This is a genomic window from Pseudarthrobacter sp. alpha12b, assembly GCF_054130495.1.
On the sequence record NZ_CP196746.1, the window covers coordinates 4,593,345 to 4,610,128 of the forward strand.

Sequence of the window (16,784 nt, forward strand, 5' to 3'; positions counted from 1 at the left end):
GATCGATGCCAGTACTTTCTGCACTGACGTCACTTGCGGCCCAAAGCCGCTTTTCAATCTGGGGATAGATTGCCGTGTTCCGAACACTTAGGACCTTATTTGTCGCGCTCTTAATCGCGGCTGGATTGGCTGTGTCTGTGATCCAGCCGGCCGGCGCAGCCACATCACCGCAAGTTACGCTCAATCCGGCTTCCGGTCCGGCCGGTTCCGCCGTAACCGTCACTGGAACGGGGTTTAGAACCTCCACCACAGGCACCGTGATCGTGGGTTCCACGACCTTCGCATTCCAAACCACATCGACGGGTGCCTTCAGCACGGGCATCATCATTCCGGCAGCGTCTACCGGAAACCTCACCATCACTGCCAAGACGTCGTCCATCAAGGCATCAGCCACGTTCGTGGTCCAGGCGGCTCCCGCGCCAGCGCCCGCACCGGCGCCAACCATCAGTTCCGCCCCCTTGCGCTTCGGCGTGGCAACCCCCGGGGGACCCCTGGCCAGTGCCGAACTGGACGAGGTGGCCACCCTGGCAGGGGAAGTCCCTTCCCTCGTGATGAGCTACAAGGATTTCCTGCAGGCACCGCCCATAACTGAGCTGGACGCCGTCCGCTCGCGCGGAGCCACGCCTCTGGTCACCTGGGAGCCCTGGGGATGGGGAGGCGGCGTGAACCAGCCGGCTTATTCGCTGGCCCGGATCACGGCCGGCGACTTCGACGGGTACATCAGCCAGTGGGGCCAGTCCCTCGCGGCCTGGGGCAAACCGGTCATGCTGCGCTTTGCCCACGAGATGAACGGCGACTGGTATCCGTGGGCCGAAGGCGTCAACGGCAACCAAGCGGGAGACTACGTGGCCGCCTGGCGGCATGTGCATGACGTGGTTGCCGCCACAGGCGCCGGCAACGTCCAGTGGGTCTGGTCGCCGAACGTACCGTACTGGGGCTCGACGGACCTGGCAGGTCTGTACCCCGGCCCGGGCTACGTGGACATCGTGGCCCTGGACGGCTACAACTGGGGCACTTCGCAAACCTGGAGCAGCTGGGTTTCCCCGGCGGACCTCCTTGGCCCGGGCGTCTCCCAGCTCCGCACCCTGGCGCCCGGTAAACCCGTGCTGATAGCGGAAACGGCGTCCAGCGAGCTGGGTGGCTCCAAGGCGGCCTGGAACACGGACCTGGTGTCGTATCTTGCCGCCCAGCCGGACGTAATGGGCTTCGTTTGGTTCCATATGCAAAAGGAAACGGACTGGCGCATCAACAGCAGCGACTCGTCGGCATCCGCTTTCAAGTCCGCCCTGTTGGCCCGGAGAAGCTAGGGGATAGGGGATAGCTGCTCCGAAACTGTCGGTGGCGGCCTGATCGCGGCAACCCGTTTATCCTGGCGTGCCAGGATCAAGGACGGTGCAGGCAGCAGCTAAAGATTTCCTCAAGAATTTCCTGTTTCAGCCATCGTCACATGCCGGCTTCGAGGAAGTGCACCAACTGGGCTTCGAGGGCTGAGTGGTCCTTCAGCTCGCACTCCCAGACCGTCAGTACTTCCCAGCCGGCGTCTTCCAGCTGCCGGCGCTGGCCGGCGTCGCGCTCACGGGTCCGGCTGCGCTTTGCGGCCCAGAAGTCCGCGTTGGCTTTGGGGGCATGCAGGCCCACCCTGCAGTCATGGAAATGCCAGAAGCAGCCGTTCACGAAGATGACCTTGTGCCTGGCAGCGAATACGAGGTCCGGATTGCCCGGCAGCTTGGTACCGCCGGACCTGCCGTGCAACCGGTACCTGTAGCCCCTGGCGTGGAGGAGCCGGCGCACCAGCAGTTCGGGTTTGGTGTCCTTGCCCCGAATCCGGGACATGTTCCAGCTGCGCTGCTCAGGGGTGAGCTTGTCTGCAGTGGGCTGGTCCGCCATGCCTCCAGTCTAGGAGTGCCTAGATCTCCCGTTCCGGCTGTTCGCCGAACACGAAGTGCCGCCCGCTGACGGACTGCGGCTCGATCTCCACGTAGAAGTCCTTGAGCGTCGGGACCCAGGTCTTCAGGCCCAGTCCCTCGATGGCAGCGAGCTCGTCCGAATTGCTGAGGACCCGGGCCGTCCCGCGCAGGACGACGGACCAGGCCTCCTGCGAGAGGATGCCGTCGGTTTCGAACAGCACCTTGGCGTTAATGGTCAGTTGCGCGAGCTTGTTTCCGGGCGCCGTGCGCAGGTAGACCTTTCTGTTGGAGGTCACGTAATTCACCGGGAATATGTCCGGTTCCCCTGCCACTGAGACCACCAGCCGGCCGTGCTGCGTAGCCGCCAGAAGCCGCCATGACTGCTCATCATCGAGTTCCAGGACAGGATTACCGTCCGCGTGTTCAAACATCATGCGGCCATTCTTCTACCCGGGGTAGAAATGCGCCAGAGGCTTTGTGCCCCAACTCCGACTCGCTGTGACAGGTCCGTCAAGTCTTAACACTTCGGAAACAGGATTGTGACCGTGTTGTCTTTCCTGCTGGATAGCGTCGCACGCAGGGCCACGACGGCTGAATGCAAACGAAAGCGACGCACGCAATGGGCAACGACACAGACACAACGCAACTGCTGGAACCGGCGGCACCCGCTGGTGCCGCCGTCGTCGGACGTTCTCCGGCAATCCCCACGGCTGGCAACACTGCCGCTCTCAACGCCACCAAGGAAAGCCTGGAGGACTATACGCTGCGGTTCGCGCCGCGCTCCTACCGCAAATGGAGCGCAGGGGTGGTGGCCACCAGTGCGCTGGGCGGCATCGCCTACCTGGCGGACTTCTCGATCGGTGCCAACATCGGCATCTCGTATGGGACGGTTAACGCGATCCTGGGAATCCTTGTGGCAGCCGTGGTCATCTTCGCCACGGGTTTTCCCCTGGCGTACTACGCGGCCCGCTACAACATCGACCTGGACTTGATCACCCGCGGCTCCGGATTCGGCTACTACGGCTCGGTGGTCACCAACGTCATCTTCGCCACCTTCACGTTCATCTTCTTTGCGCTGGAGGGGTCCATCATGGCGCAGGGCCTGGAGCTGGGGCTCGGCATTCCGCAGTGGCTGGGGTACGCCGCCTCCACCGTCATCATCATTCCGCTGGTGATCTATGGGATGAACACCTTGGCCAAGCTGCAGGTGTGGACCACTCCGCTGTGGCTGCTGCTGATGGTGGTCCCCGTTGGATACCTGCTGATCTCGCACCCGGAGAGTATCGACAGCTTCTTCGCCTACACGGGCGCATCCGGTGACGGCGGGCCGAACCTGGCGTCCGTGATGCTCGCCGCCGGCGTGTGCCTGTCCCTGATGGCGCAGATCGCCGAGCAGATCGACTACCTCCGGTTCATGCCGCCGCGTACCGATGCCAACCGGGGCGCCTGGTGGCGCGCAGTGATCCTTGCCGGGCCCGGCTGGGTGATTTTCGGGGCGCTCAAGCAGATCGTGGGCCTCTTCATCGCCATCTATCTGATCGCAACGCTGGATCCCGCCGCCTCCGCCACGGCAAATGAGCCGGTGCACCAGTTCCTGGGCGTGTACCAGGAGATGATGCCGGCGTGGCTGGCCATGACGCTGGCCGTGGTGCTGGTGGTCATCTCCCAGATCAAGATCAACGTCACCAACGCCTACTCCGGCTCGCTGGCGTGGACCAACTCCTTCACGCGCATCACCAAGACGTACCCGGGCCGGATGGTGTTCGTGGTGGTGAACCTGCTGATCGCGCTGGTCCTGATGGAAGCGAATATGTTTGACTTCCTCAACACCATCCTCGGGTTCTACGCCAACTGCGCCATGGCCTGGGTGGTCACCGTGGCGTCCGACATCGCCATCAACAAATACCTGCTTAAGATCTCACCGAAGGTGCCTGAATTCCGCCGCGGCATGCTGTACGCCGTGAACCCTGTTGGGTTCGTGTCCATGCTGGTGTCCGCAGGGGTCTCCATCGCAGTGTTCTTCGGGACGTTCGGTGCCGCGATCCAGCCCTACTCACCGATCTTCGCGGTGGGCCTGGCACTGGTCCTGCCGCCGGTGCTGGCCATGTTGACCCGGGGCAAGTTCTACCTGCGGCGTTTTGATGACGGGATCGACCTGCCGATGTTTGACGCCGACGGGAACCCGAGCGACGCGAAGCTCCTGTGCCACGTGACCGGCTTGGAATTCGAACGTCCCGACATGGTGCGTTCCGCACAGGATGCGCCCGACGGCGGCCCGCAGTACGTTTCGTCGCTCGCCTTATCGACCGACAAGACAGGGGAGCTGGTACTGCCCGCCCAGAAGTAGGGATCTGCGTATCAAGGGAAGCCGGCGCACTTTGGTTCGCCGGCTTCCTTTGTGACTTCTTGCTTTCCCGGCCTGGTGGTACAGCGGTGGGCAGTGCCTGTGGATAAGTCTTATCGTCAAATTGTGACCTGGGCTACCCTTAAGGCACTGTTCGGAGCAAGCCGTCTTGAAACTACTGGGGGAATAGCGGCCCATGACATCACAGAACTACTTTTCGTCCCGCGACTTCTTTAGGTCCCGCATTGTGCGGTCCGGCGCGGCAGCCCTGGTTGTCGGTTTTACGCTGGGCTTGTCTGGCTGCGCTGGCGGGAACTCGCCCGGGCCGGGCGGCACTTCGTCCCAGGTAGCTGCCGAAACACCCACTGCCAGTGCCACGGCGACTCCCACCCCCACACCAAGTGCCGTCTATAAGCCCGCCGATGCGACCGGACCGGCCCAAAACGTCCCGGTTCCCGTGCTTCCCGAGGTGGCTAAGACTGAGACGAAAGAAGGGGCAGAAGCCTTCACCAAGCATTGGTTTTCAGTTCTGAGCTATGCATACGAGACGGGTGATGCTGCCTTGTTCGAGAGCATTGCTCCAAGCCCCTGCGAAGCTTGTCAGAAGGTTAGCAAGGTCATTAGGGATTGGCACTCAGAGGGGCGTTGGTTAGTTGGAGGTAAGTTATCAACTCCCGTCACAAATACGACGTTCAGTAAAAGCCCGAATGGCACCTATCAAGTTGCAGCCCAGGTTCACCAGGAGCCTTTGTCGTATATGAGAGCCGACGGGACTGTGGCCCGGACCGATCCTCAGGGGCCTGACCAAGGAAATCTGCTTGTCCTTACCTTCGGTGAGGGCAAATGGTCGGTGGTTGAGCTCGGAAGCATAGTTGGATAGCAATGTCCGCTTCGCGACTGCTGTCCCTCCTCCTCGTAGCGGTCATGTCTGTTTTGTTTATTGCTTGCCCGGCGACGGCGGGGGGCGGTGATGACCCAGAATTTGGTGGTGCTTGGAGTCCCGGCCTCACGATGGGTGGGCACACTTGGGACGCTGAACGGAACGAGTTTGTTCCGGTAAACCCCGGTGAACCCTCCACCGACCCCAACGAGTACAAATACGAACTCCAATGCCATCTCGGCGGAGGCGACTTTGACACCCCTTGCCTCGGCCGCCAGCTTGACTGCAAGGACCGGGAAGACGGTGCCAAGGGCATTCCGGTCATGTGGCTGTCGCGGCCGCGGGGCGTGCCGGGAGCGGTGTGGGCACATCATTCCGGCCCCACCTGCCTCTACGATCCGAAGCCGGAGGACCTCTTGCCCCGGATCGCCGCAGATATCCAGCGGCAGTTCCAGAACCTGCCGGTCAGCGCAGGGATGGTCGTGGCCCAGCCCAGCCCCAACACACTGCGCGGCGCCGACACGAACTTCTACGCGGAAGCGGTTGAACAGCAGTTCGATATCACCATGTTTGGGCAGCAGGTCCACGTGGTGGCAACACCGGTGCAGTACACATGGAACTACGGCGACGGCACGGTCTTCGGCCCCCAACCTTCCATGGGCGGCCCGTTGCCGCAGGACCGGTGGGGCGAGAAGACCCGGACCAGCCACGCCTATTCATCCACGGGAGATTTCCAAGTCGTCTTGACCACCTCGTTCCAGGGCACTTACTCGGTGAATTCCGGGCCGCCGCTGCCCATCCCCGGTCAGGGCCAATTCAGTGCACCACCCCAAGGCATCAGCGTGTGGCGCTCCGTCACCCGCAATTACGCCGACGACTGCAACGCCAATCCACAGGGCCAGGGCTGCCCGGGCGTCGGAGGATCGCGCTAGGCCCAAAGGAAGCCTGTGATACCCGTCGCACCCGGGAAAGTCCGGAATAGTTGCACGCGCCCCACAGTTGGCATAGGCAGTACGTCTTCAGCCTTCGAAAGGAACTGCGCATGCTGTTTTCCCCGCTCACCCTCGGCGAACTTGAACTTCCCAACCGGCTGGTGATGGCACCCCTGACCCGCCTCCGCGCGGGTGAGGAGGGCGTCCCGGGCCCGCTCATCGCCGAGCACTACCGCCAGCGCGCCTCCCTGGGCCTGATCGTCAGCGAGGGCACGTACCCCACCCCCGCCGGGCAGGCGTACCCGGGCCAGCCCGGCATCGTCACCCAGGAGCAGGTTGCCGGGTGGAAGACGGTTACTGACGCCGTGCATGCCGAAGGCGGCCGCATGTTCGCCCAGATCATGCATGGCGGGCGCGTTTCCCACTCTGACATCACGGGTGGCCTGCCAATCGTCGCTCCCAGCGCCGTAGCCATTGACGGGGTGGTCCGGACGCCGGCCGGCAAGCAGCCGTATCCCGTGCCGCACGCTCTCACCACTGACGAGCTCGCCATGGTCATCCAGGAATTCGTCAACGCCTCGCTGAACGCCATCGAAGCAGGATTCGACGGCGTGGAGCTGCACGCGGCCAACGGTTACCTCCTGCACGAATTCCTGGCACCGAACTCCAACGTCCGGACGGACAGCTACGGCGGATCGCCGGAAAACCGCGCCCGCTTTGTCATCGAAACCATCAACGCCGTAGTGGCAGCCCTCGGCGCAAACCGCGTGGGCCTGCGCATTTCCCCTGAGCACAACGTCCAGGGCATCGCCGAGACGGACGCGGCGGACGTCCGGGCCACCTACGAGGTCCTCGTGGACAGCATCGCACCGCTCAACTTGGCATACCTGAGCATTTTGCACCACGAGCCCACCGGCGAACTTGTCCAGGACCTCCGTGCACGGTTCGGCGGCACCTTCCTGGTCAACACCGGCTTCGGCGTCATCACCACGCGGGAAGAAGCCGTGAACCTCGTGTCCGAGGGCCACGCTGACGCCGTCGTGGTGGGCCGCCCCGCGATCGCCAACCCGGACCTTGCCCGGCGCTGGAAGGAAAGCCTCCCGCTCAACGAGCCCGACGCCGCCACGTTCTACGCGGAGGGCGCCACCGGATACACGGACTACCCGGTGTACCAGGGCTAAGCGGCTCACCAGCCATCCCACATAGAACGACGACGGCGGCACCCACCATGGGGTGCCGCCGTCGTTGGCTGTCAGGGGTGCTGGTCCCGGGCAGCGAAGCCGGGAGGCCATCCGACGGCCGCCCGGCTGAAGAATAATGTGGCCCGCCGGACTCCATCGGATGCCGGCGGTGATCAGATGCTACTCCAACGAATGGACTCTTACCAGAGCCATTTTTGCTGCCCGGGAAAGAGGGCTACAGAACGGCCTCGCGGCCCGTGCCTTCCTTCATCAGCAGGCGCCCGTCCTCGATCGATACCAGCACGCTCTTCGGCTTCCCGCTGACCTTGGTGATGGCCTTCAGCCCCCGATTGGTGATTTCGACCCCCACCTGCGCGCCCTTGGCCGGCAGCTCCACGGACACCTCGGATGCGATGCCGAGCAACGGGTTGGTGGAGACCCCCAGGTCCCTGCGCACCTCCTTGCCGTTGACAGTCACAGTGATGTTGGCCTCGTCAAACCCCTCCCGAAACACCACAAGCAGTTCCCGCATGATGGCCTCTTCCTCGAGCATCGGCGCCACTAACGGCATGTCCACTACAGCACTTTGCGGGGCCCAGCGGAATACCCCTTCTTCTCCTGCTGCGTTCCCACCGGTCCAGCGTCCGGTGGAGCCGGGCAGGCCGGTAGGGCAAGATGTTCAGGTGACTCAACTGCCTGCACCTTCCACCGTTTCCGCCCCCGCCCGCACGTCGGCAGAGGACGCGATCTTTGCCCAGATCGCCGACGAGCTGGGTGTCATGGCCTGGCAGGTAAAGGCCGCGGTCGGATTGCTCGACGGCGGGGCCACAGTTCCGTTCATCGCCCGGTACCGCAAGGAAGCCACCGGCACGCTGGACGACACCCAACTCCGCGACCTGGACGAACGGCTGCGCTACCTCCGCGAACTGGCAGACCGCCGTCGTGCAGTCCTCGAAGCGATTGAGGCGCAAGGCCAGCTGACGCCTGAGCTCCGCAAGGCGATCCTGGCCGCGGATACCAAATCGCGGCTCGAGGACATCTACCTGCCGTTCAGGTCCAAGCGCCGGACCAAGGCCCAGATTGCCCGGGAAGCAGGGCTGGAGCCGCTCGCGGATACGCTGCTGAAGCGGCCGGACCTCGATCCTGTACGCGAGGCTGGGAAATACCTCAACACTGACCACTCCATCGGCGACGCCGCTGCCGCGCTCGCAGGTGCCCGGGCCATCCTGGTGGAGCGGGTGGCCCAGGATCCTGACCTTGCCTCGAACCTGCGGGACAGGATGTGGACCCAGGGCCGGATGGTGTCCCGCGTCAAGAAGGGCAAGGAATCCGAAGGCCAGAAGTTCGCGGACTACTTCGAGTTCGCGCAGGCACCGGACCGGATGCCGTCGCACCGGGTGCTTGCGCTGTTCCGCGGGGAGAAGGACGGCGTCCTTGAGCTGGACCTCGCCGAAGCCGATCCATCGGACGACGCCGCCCTCACCGCCGCCCGCGCCCGCTACGAGTCCGCAGTGGCCAGGTTCCTCGGGGTCGCCGACCGAGGCCGTCCCGCCGACGCGTGGTTGATGCAGACAGCACAGGTGGCCTGGCGTTCACGCGTGCTGGCCCGCCTCACCTCCGACCTCCGGGCCCGGTTGTTCGCGGCAGCTGAGGACGAAGCGGTCAGGGTGTTTGCCGCCAACCTCAGGGACGTCCTGCTGGCTGCGCCGGCCGGAAACCGTGCCACGCTGGGGCTCGACCCTGGACTGCGGACCGGGGTCAAAGTAGCCGTAGTGGACGGCACCGGCAAGGTGGTGGCCACTGACACGGTCTACCCGCACGCGCCAGCGCGGAAGTGGGACGACGCCCTGGCCTCCTTGGTGCGTTTGGCGCGGCAGCACGCCGTCGAACTTGTGGCTATCGGCAACGGTACGGCGTCGCGCGAGACGGATAAACTGGCTGCCGAATTGATCAAACTGCTTCCGGACGTCGACCGGAAACCGCAGAAAATCGTAGTGTCCGAGGCCGGCGCGTCCGTCTACTCCGCGTCGGCGCTCGCCGCCGCCGAACTGCCGGGCATGAACGTTTCGCTGCGTGGCGCCGTCTCCATTGCGCGCCGCCTGCAGGATCCACTCGCCGAACTGGTCAAGATCGACCCCAAGTCCATCGGCGTGGGCCAGTACCAGCATGACGTGACGGCGTCGAAACTGGACCGGAGCCTCGACGCGGTGGTGGAGGACTGCGTGAATGCCGTGGGTGTTGACGTCAACACCGCGTCGCCCGCGCTGCTGAGCCGAGTGGCCGGCGTAGGACCCCTGCTGAGTGAAAACATCGTGGCCTACCGGAACGAGCACGGACCCTTCAACAAGCGGACAGACCTCAAGAAGGTGCCGCGGTTGGGCGCCAAGGCGTTCGAACAGTGCGCGGGCTTCCTGAGGATCACCGGGGGCGCCGACCCCCTGGACGCGTCGAGCGTCCACCCGGAATCGTACGCCGTGGCGCGGAAGATCCTGGTGGCCGCCGGTTCGGCGCCGGCGTCCTCGCTGGACCCGCAAAAATTCGTCGACGACACGTTCGGCCTTCCCACCGTCACGGACATCCTCGCTGAGCTGGACAAACCGGGCCGTGACCCCCGGCCCGCCTTTACCGCTGCCACGTTCTCGGAAGGGGTCGAGAAAATCTCGGACCTGGTGCCGGGCATGATTCTCGAGGGAACGGTAACCAACGTCGCGGCATTTGGGGCCTTCGTTGACGTCGGAGTCCACCAGGACGGCCTGGTCCACGTCTCCGCGCTGGCCAACCACTTTGTGTCTGATCCACGGGAGGTGGTGAAGTCCGGCCAGGTGGTCCGCGTGAAGGTCCTGGAGGCTGATCCGGAGCGGAAGCGGATTTCGCTGACGTTGAGGCTCGACGACGAACCGGCCGGTGGCGGCGCAGGTTCCGGACGGCGGGATTCAGGCAGCCGAAAGGCTGAGCGCAGCGGACGCCCGGGCCGGCAACAGCCGGGAAAGCAGCCATCGGGCAGGGCTGGCGGTAGTGGCCGCCCCACTCCCGCACCCGAGCCCGTCAACACGGCAATGGCGGAGGCGCTCAGGAAAGCAGGGCTGGGCAAGTAGCTGTTCGGGGGACTTTTGGCAGTGGCCGCATTTCTGCAAGGGTGGAGTATGACCTACTTCCTGGAGTACACCGTTCCTGTTGCCCCCGGCGATGCCGAGTTCGAGTTCCCCAACGATGAGATCAACCCCGGCACCACGGTTCCGCTGACCCAGACGGACGCCGACGTGGTGCACACACCGGTTCTCCCGGCCCGCACCGGAATCGTCGGCGCAACCGTGCCCGAGGCGAAGCTCGAGGCTGAACAGCTGATTACCCACAGCCGCGCGTCGGAAGCATCCCTGTACTTCGATCCGTCGAACTCCCTGCAGGCGGGCGTGGGCACCTTGGTGAGCACTTTCAGCGAGGGCCGGGGCTGGCAGGACGTCTAAGGATTGATGCTCAGCCGTGATCCGGGCGTTTAGCCCTTGGCGCCGACCAGGCGTGGCCGCCCAAATCTGGTCCGGACACCGGGGGAGTAAAGGACTGACTCCGGCGGCCCGCTAACGCTGATGCCGGCCGCGTTGGTCAATCCGTCGCTGAACTGATGGACCTCCGCGCCGAAGAGTGGCCACGCTTGGTGCGTGTTCGGTACGTAGGCGGTCCTTCCGTAGAAGCGGCCGTGCATGCCGAACCTGGCGGTTAGAAAGATGGACAGGGGATCCGTGGCGGTGGTGCGGAGCCTGGGGACCACGGTGAAGTCGCTGCGTGCCGCTGTGCGGCCGAACCGGCGTACGGAATAGCCGACAGGGAATTCGTCCGTGATGGCGCCGGCCTCGGACGCGCCCTTGTCCTGCTGCCGCAGGCCGCCATTGTCGGGAAAGGGCGGCCATTGCCGGATCCGCGACCAGACGTAGGGAATGCCCACCGCCCGCGTTGCCAGAACGACGGGCAACCGGTTCGCATCCAGGCTCAGGAACACTACTCCGCGAGTCCCGTTTGGTTCCCGTGAGTAAAGCCGAACATTGACCTCGTTGAAGCTTCCCAGGTAGGGAATTCCGGGACCGCGTCCAAGTCCCGCCTGCTCCATGCGAAAGCCGATCAGGCCCACCCATGAACTGCCGTCGAACACGTCCGGTCGGATCCCGTCAGGCATAAAATTGGCGGCCTCTTCCTCCGGGATGCGCCAGTGGAGGAATACGGCGTCAAGCCACCGCTGGTCGGAGAATACCGGCGCGGGAAGTTCAGGCGGTCGCGGCCACACGGCTGGGGCACTCCAGTTTCCGGTCAAGGTCCGTCTGCTCCTTCGGTCGGTCCAGGTGAAGAAGCTCCCGGGTTTCAGCCCCGGCAGCTCTTAGTTCAACGGTCGTGTGTCCTCAGGAAGCTGGCCACCGGCGAGAAGTTTGGCAGCCGTGTTAGCCAGGGCAGTCAGTGCGACCCTCTGGGTCCAGGGGCCGTATGAAATGCGGGCCACGCCCAGTTCCTGCAGCTTTGCCGGCGGCAGGGACCCCGGGACATTGATGACTGAGACCTTGTTCCAGCCGATTCCCTCTACCAGCGCCGTTACCGTTGATTCGTCTAGGAGCCCAGGGACAAAGACAGTAGTGGCACCGACATCCAGGAAGGCCCTGCCGCGGGCGATGGCATCCGCCAGAACGTCTTCAGGGTCTCGGTCCTTGCCCTTCAGGAAGGCGTCGGTCCGGGCGTTCAGGACGAAGTCAATGCCCTCTGCCGCGCCGGCATGAACTACGGCTGCCATCTGGTTCACCGCGTCCTCCAGCGGGCGCATCTGGTCTTCAATATTTGCGCCGACGATCCCGACTCCGATGGCCTTGCGGGTGGTTTCTCCAGGGTTGCCATAGCCGGACTCAAGATCAGCGCTGACCGGCAGGTGGGTGGCCGCGGTTATGCGGCCAACAAAGCTGATCATCTCGTCGACAGGAATGTTCTCGCCATCTTCATAGCCCAGTGTGGCGGCAATGGAATGGCTGGCCGTGGCGAGTGCCGTGGTTCCCGGAACATCGGTCATGACCTTGGCGGTGATGGCATCCCAGACATTGACCACGTGAAGGATGTCCGGGGACTGATGGAGGCGGAGAAGTTCGGACGCTTTGGCGCTGCTGGTTTCGGTCATGGGTGAAGCCTAACGGACAGCCTTCGCACACTATTCACTGTCGTGGGTGGGGTGGTGGTGGTTTGAAGTAGTGGTTTTGTTGGGGGTTTTGGGTGGGGTCGATGTGGGGTGGGGGTATGAACGACGGGGTGTCGTGGGTGGTGGTGATGGTCCATTGTTCTTTGTGGATGAGGTGGTGGTGGTGGCTGCAGAGCAGGACGCCGTTGCTGGTGGTGGTGGGTCCGCCGTGTGACCAGTAGGTGATGTGGTGGGCTTCGCACCAGGGGGCGGGGATGGTGCAGTTGGGGAAGGCGCAGCCTTGGTCGCGGGTGGTGAGAGCCAGGCGTTGGGCTGGGGTGAAGAGTCGGGTTTTGCGGCCGAGGTCGAGGATTTCGCCTCTGGTGCCCAGGAGTGCGGGGATGATGTCGGCGTCGCAGGCGATTTTGCGCAGGGTGGTGGCGGCGACGGGCCCGGTGAACATGAAGGCGCCTGCCCCTGCCCCCGGCTGTTGTGCTGTGCGTGTTCCCGGCACTGTTTCTGTCCCCGTTGCTGTCCCGTTTCCCGCGCCTGTCCCGCTCCGTGTCCCTGGTTCTGGGCTGGTGGTGTTGGGGAAGAGGTCCTGGTAGTGGATGGTGGCGATGATTTGGGGTCGGTTGCCGCCGGTGGTGGGCAGGGTGTTGGTGGCGAGGGCGGTTTTGGCGGCGATGATGATGCCGTCGAGTTGTCTTTGGGCCCGGGTGCGCCGGTCCAGGTCAATGTCCTCGGGTTGCCTGGGTGCTTCCCGGTCCGCTCCGGTGTCGGGGGCGGTTCCACTGGCGGCGGTGCCGGCGCCCGTGGCGCTGGTGTCCCTGTTGGTGGTGTCTGGGGTGGTGGTGCGGGGGTTGGTGGCGGTGTTCATGACGGTGAGGAGGTGTTCGTATTGGTCGGTGTTGGCGAAGATTTCGAGGTGGTGCAGGCCGTGGCGGGGTTTGCGGATGAAGGCGCCTTGGGTGTGGCGGAGGGCTTCTTCGGTGGGTTCGGTGCCGTCGGCGTCGATGGTGTCGGTCCAGCGTTGGGCCAGGCGGGTGAGGAAGTCGGGGTCGGCGGTGGTGGCGGCGTGGGTGAGGTGGTGTTCGATCTGGTCCAGGGTGTCCGGGGTGGTGTGGTGCTGGAGCCGGTCCAGGGTGGCGGTGATGATGGTCGCGGCGTGTGAAGACACGGCCGGGCCCTGGACGTTCCCGTCGGAACCTCCGGTTGTGGCGGGGGTGAGGGCGGCGGCCAGGCGTGGCCGGGCTGGTGGGAGTGGTTCGCCGGTGAGGGTGGTGCCGGGCAGGACCTGCTGGGCGAGGGTGAGCCGGCGGCGGGCTTCGCGGATGGGGATCCGGAGGCGGAGGCGGAGGAACTCTGCGGTGTTCCGGCACCCGTCGTCGGCCGGGGAAGTCACTACCGGGGGGTCTGGCTGTGCGGGGAGGGCAGGGCAGTCGGCGTCGGTTTCGTTCGGTGCGCCGGTGTGGTTCAAGGCGCCGATGGCTGGCGTAGCGTTCAGGGTTTCGACACCGTTGGCGTCCCACCCGGTGGTCCAGCCCCGGGAGCGGCCGGCGCGGGTCTTGGTGGTGGCGGTGTCGCTGATGGCCTCGGTGCGGGTCCGGTCCACGGCGCCGGCCGAGAGAATTTGCAGGTACTCCGCGGTCCGGACCAGTTCCTCGACTCCGTCGGCGAAATCGGCGGCCTCGACATAGGAGGCGGATGCCAGCACCTCCGGGGCGGCCAGGGCAGCGGCCGCAAGCTGCTCAGCCAGCTGCCTGAGCCCGTCCCGTGCGACAGCCGCTCTCGACGATGGAAGGCCCTGGGATGGCTTTGAAGGCTGAGACGGCGTGAAGGTGGGCCGGGCGCGTCAGCCACCTGTCGGCGTCGTCCGCCTGCCCAAGATCTTCCCCAATGGCCTCCATAACCCAACCCTGCCAGCCACCACCGACAATGAAGAACCCCCAAAGCCCCTATGTGGAAAAGTCCTTGGAGCCTTAGCCTGCCGGGGCGGTGGTACCAGTACGGGCCGCTGCCGGTTCCTTTTGCCACGGCCAGCGCCCCGTAATTTCCAACTCGAGCGAGAAGCTGAGGAACGTCCTGATCAGCACGATAATGGCCAGCACCCCAACGCTGACGAACGTGGGCGTGACGGCAACGGTGCGGATGATGTCCGCAGCCACGAGCAGCTCGAGGCCCAGGAGGATGGACCTTCCCAGTAACTGCCGGTAGGAGCGGTAGAAACTCAACCTGTCCGCGCCCGGTGGGAGCTGCCGCGGCTGATGGCCCCGGAGTGCCATCGGGAGGGACACCACCGCCCCGATCACCATGACCGCGACTCCTGCGAAGTCGACCAGCTGCCCAACCGTTTCGATGATCTGCCGAAAATCCATGCCCTGCCTTACTCCGTGCCGTGCGTGCCCGCGACGACCAACTGCGCGGCCACCCTGGCCGGGATCACGGGACGACGGCCCGGGTCACGGATGGCGGACGCCGTTCCCTGCCATAACGTCCCTGTACCCTTCCCGGAACGTCGGAAACGTGAAGGTAAACCCGGTGCTGCGGAGCAGTGCGTTGCGGCAACGCTTGTTGCCCCCGCGGGCGGGCCCGGCATCGCCGACGGGCGGCGAGGGCTGCCCCATTTGGGTGGCCAGGAAGCGCAGCACGCTTCCCAAGTCAGCTGGCTCGTTGTCTACACCGATATATGCGGGCGCGGACACAGCTTTCAACGTGGCGAGATGCACGATGGCGGCTGCGGCGTCGTCGCGGTGGATCCGGTTGGTGTAGCGCACGTCCTCAGGAATCACGGCGGAGCCCGCCCTCACCTGGTCAATCAGCCGCGTCCGGCCCGGCCCGTAAATGCCGCCCAGCCTGAGCGAGATCCCCGCAGTGCTGGTTCCTGCAAGCCTGGCCTTCAGGAGCGCCTCGGCTTCCAGTAACACCCGGCCGGAAAAGCCGCCCGGATGGGGCGTGGTGGATTCATCGATCCAGCCGCCACCGGCGTCCCCGTAGACGGCGGTGGAAGAAACAAAGATGATCCGCTCCGGTGCCACTGCATCACGCTCCAGCGCATCCAGGACGTTTGCCACCCCGCGTACATACGCGGTCCGGTATGCCTCCTCAGTGGGGGCATCGGCGGCCACGGCAATGACGACGGCGTTGGTATCCGCGGGGACGGGCGGCAGCTCCACCGATCCCAGGTCCGCCGCGGCACCTTCGATTGCTGCCGGCAGTTTCGCGGGGGAGCGGCGCCACCCCACGACCCGGTGGCCCAAGGCAGCAAAACGCAGCCCTGCCTCGGTGCCCAGATCGCCGCATCCCGCCAGAAGAACCGTCATGGCCTACGGTGCCTCCACCGGGAAGAACACGCGGGGGTCCTGCAGAAGGGCGGGGTAGGCGAATGCCGTACGGTCAATGATTTCCGTGACTTCGAAATTCCGTCCAAAACGGCCGTCGTCGAGGGTAAGGGGGCGCCCCACCACCTGTCCCACGGCAAATCTGGCCCCGTTCTCGAACGGAACCGCAACAGGCGTCTTTCCCGGAAGGGTCCGGAAGGCCTCCTCCTGCGCCAGGCGCTTCCGGGTGGGCTTCTTCGCCTGCGGCCTGGGTGGTGCCTTCTTGGGCGCCCGGGACGGCCGGCGGGAGCGGTCGTCCACATAGACGGGGGAGTAGCCGTCATCCCCGGCGGACATGGCGGCCGCGGCAGCAGCGCTCCGGTTCACCGGCGGAAGTGCCACGGTGGTAAGGGACTGGGGGTCGACGTCGTCATGCGGCTCCCGCAGGATCCACAGAATGTCCCCTTCCGGCTCCTGCGGCAGGAATTCGTGCCGCGGCTCCGGCCAGACGTAGTCCATCTCCGGAATCGCGTCAGGGAAGACGGGGGTATAGAACTTGGGTTCCTTGTGCACCAGCTTGGAACGGTGGCTCAGGTGGAAGTCCGGGTCCCCGAGCCACGGCGGCATCACAATTTTGGCGGCGTAGTCAGGGTGGGCTGCCTGCGGGGCGAACTCTGCAATGTTTGCGCGGGTGTTGTCCGGGTGGCCGCGCTCGATCCATTCGTCCACCATCGCCAGTCCATACATGGTGAGGGCCGGCACGTGCCCCATCCACATCCGGATGGCGGGATGGGTCTGCCAGCCATACCCCGGAATCACCAGGGCCCGGAGGGTTTGCAGGGCTTCGACCCGCTGCTTGCCCAGCCGTGCGGTGTCCAGGGCTTTGGCGCTTTGGCGGAAGTCAGGGTACGGGAGGAAGGTTTGCATCCATTCAGTTTGACGGTCCCCGGCGGAAGTGCCAATTGCTGTGCCCGCAGCCACACGCGCAAACCCATCCTGTCCAAATAATGGACGCCTGCATACGGCTTTCAGGTTAAAGCACTAAGATCACCGCAACCACCCCCGCGTTTTGGAAGC

At 64.8% G+C, this 16,784-nt stretch carries 16 protein-coding genes; 7 read left to right on the plus strand and 9 right to left on the minus strand.

Features of this window, described 5'->3' with window-relative positions; translation table 11 throughout:
* Nucleotides 1-125 precede the first annotated feature (125 nt).
* Nucleotides 126-1,307 carry a glycosyl hydrolase gene (locus tag ACTAQI_RS21305; protein WP_457948566.1) on the plus strand — a complete coding sequence of 394 codons (1,182 nt, stop codon included), beginning with the start codon at nucleotides 126-128 and terminating at the stop codon, nucleotides 1,305-1,307.
* 136 nt (nucleotides 1,308-1,443) lie between these two features.
* Here the strand turns inward: ACTAQI_RS21305 and ACTAQI_RS21310 are convergent, their stop codons facing one another.
* The gene (locus ACTAQI_RS21310; protein WP_457948568.1) at nucleotides 1,444-1,887 is read right to left on the minus strand and encodes a very short patch repair endonuclease; all 444 of its coding nucleotides are present in this window, start codon (nucleotides 1,885-1,887) and stop codon (nucleotides 1,444-1,446) included.
* Nucleotides 1,888-1,906: 19 nt separating this feature from the next.
* Entirely contained in the window at nucleotides 1,907-2,341 is a 435-nt protein-coding gene (locus tag ACTAQI_RS21315; RefSeq protein WP_457948570.1) for a pyridoxamine 5'-phosphate oxidase family protein, read from the minus strand.
* Nucleotides 2,342-2,526: 185 nt separating this feature from the next.
* On the opposite strand from ACTAQI_RS21315, the gene ACTAQI_RS21320 reads away from it, so the two are divergent.
* The 4 genes from ACTAQI_RS21320 (at nucleotide 2,527) to ACTAQI_RS21335 (ending at nucleotide 7,244) form a co-directional block, all read left to right on the plus strand.
* Nucleotides 2,527-4,254, plus strand: coding sequence for a purine-cytosine permease family protein (locus ACTAQI_RS21320; protein WP_457948572.1), 1,728 nt, complete (start codon nucleotides 2,527-2,529; stop codon nucleotides 4,252-4,254).
* A 193-nt stretch (nucleotides 4,255-4,447) separates the two neighbouring features.
* Nucleotides 4,448-5,131: a DUF6318 family protein gene (locus ACTAQI_RS21325; protein ID WP_457948573.1), complete on the plus strand. Its 684-nt coding sequence runs from the start codon at nucleotides 4,448-4,450 to the stop codon at nucleotides 5,129-5,131.
* A gap of 131 nt (nucleotides 5,132-5,262) precedes the next feature.
* Nucleotides 5,263-6,063 carry a PKD domain-containing protein gene (locus ACTAQI_RS21330; RefSeq protein WP_457948575.1) on the plus strand — a complete coding sequence of 267 codons (801 nt, stop codon included), beginning with the start codon at nucleotides 5,263-5,265 and terminating at the stop codon, nucleotides 6,061-6,063.
* Nucleotides 6,064-6,173: 110 nt separating this feature from the next.
* The gene (locus tag ACTAQI_RS21335) at nucleotides 6,174-7,244 is read left to right on the plus strand and encodes an alkene reductase (protein WP_457948576.1); all 1,071 of its coding nucleotides are present in this window, start codon (nucleotides 6,174-6,176) and stop codon (nucleotides 7,242-7,244) included.
* Between the two features lie 235 nt (nucleotides 7,245-7,479).
* Here the strand turns inward: ACTAQI_RS21335 and ACTAQI_RS21340 are convergent, their stop codons facing one another.
* Nucleotides 7,480-7,797, minus strand: coding sequence for a hypothetical protein (locus ACTAQI_RS21340; RefSeq protein WP_457951127.1), 318 nt, complete (start codon nucleotides 7,795-7,797; stop codon nucleotides 7,480-7,482).
* A gap of 130 nt (nucleotides 7,798-7,927) precedes the next feature.
* Between ACTAQI_RS21340 and ACTAQI_RS21345 the strand changes: the two genes are divergently transcribed.
* On the plus strand, nucleotides 7,928-10,339 hold the full coding sequence (locus ACTAQI_RS21345) for a Tex family protein (protein ID WP_457948578.1): 2,412 nt from the start codon (nucleotides 7,928-7,930) through the stop codon (nucleotides 10,337-10,339).
* A gap of 48 nt (nucleotides 10,340-10,387) precedes the next feature.
* Nucleotides 10,388-10,708 (plus strand): hypothetical protein, encoded by a 321-nt coding sequence (locus tag ACTAQI_RS21350; protein WP_457948579.1) that lies wholly within the window; start codon nucleotides 10,388-10,390, stop codon nucleotides 10,706-10,708.
* 29 nt (nucleotides 10,709-10,737) lie between these two features.
* Here ACTAQI_RS21350 and ACTAQI_RS21355 read toward each other — a convergent pair whose 3' ends face one another.
* The 6 genes from ACTAQI_RS21355 to ACTAQI_RS21380 form a co-directional block, all read right to left on the minus strand.
* Nucleotides 10,738-11,547, minus strand: coding sequence for a YqjF family protein (locus tag ACTAQI_RS21355; protein ID WP_457948581.1), 810 nt, complete (start codon nucleotides 11,545-11,547; stop codon nucleotides 10,738-10,740).
* 63 nt (nucleotides 11,548-11,610) lie between these two features.
* Nucleotides 11,611-12,390, minus strand: a complete 780-nt coding sequence (locus ACTAQI_RS21360) for an isocitrate lyase/PEP mutase family protein (protein WP_457948583.1) — start codon at nucleotides 12,388-12,390, stop codon at nucleotides 11,611-11,613.
* A 34-nt stretch (nucleotides 12,391-12,424) separates the two neighbouring features.
* Nucleotides 12,425-14,104 carry a DUF222 domain-containing protein gene (locus ACTAQI_RS21365; RefSeq protein WP_457948584.1) on the minus strand — a complete coding sequence of 560 codons (1,680 nt, stop codon included), beginning with the start codon at nucleotides 14,102-14,104 and terminating at the stop codon, nucleotides 12,425-12,427.
* A gap of 265 nt (nucleotides 14,105-14,369) precedes the next feature.
* On the minus strand, nucleotides 14,370-14,765 hold the full coding sequence (locus tag ACTAQI_RS21370; RefSeq protein WP_457948586.1) for a DUF1622 domain-containing protein: 396 nt from the start codon (nucleotides 14,763-14,765) through the stop codon (nucleotides 14,370-14,372).
* Between the two features lie 84 nt (nucleotides 14,766-14,849).
* Nucleotides 14,850-15,710 carry an NAD-dependent epimerase/dehydratase family protein gene (locus ACTAQI_RS21375; protein WP_457948587.1) on the minus strand — a complete coding sequence of 287 codons (861 nt, stop codon included), beginning with the start codon at nucleotides 15,708-15,710 and terminating at the stop codon, nucleotides 14,850-14,852.
* Between the two features lie 3 nt (nucleotides 15,711-15,713).
* Nucleotides 15,714-16,634 (minus strand): MSMEG_6728 family protein, encoded by a 921-nt coding sequence (locus tag ACTAQI_RS21380; RefSeq protein ID WP_457948588.1) that lies wholly within the window; start codon nucleotides 16,632-16,634, stop codon nucleotides 15,714-15,716.
* Nucleotides 16,635-16,784: the final 150 nt, after the last annotated feature.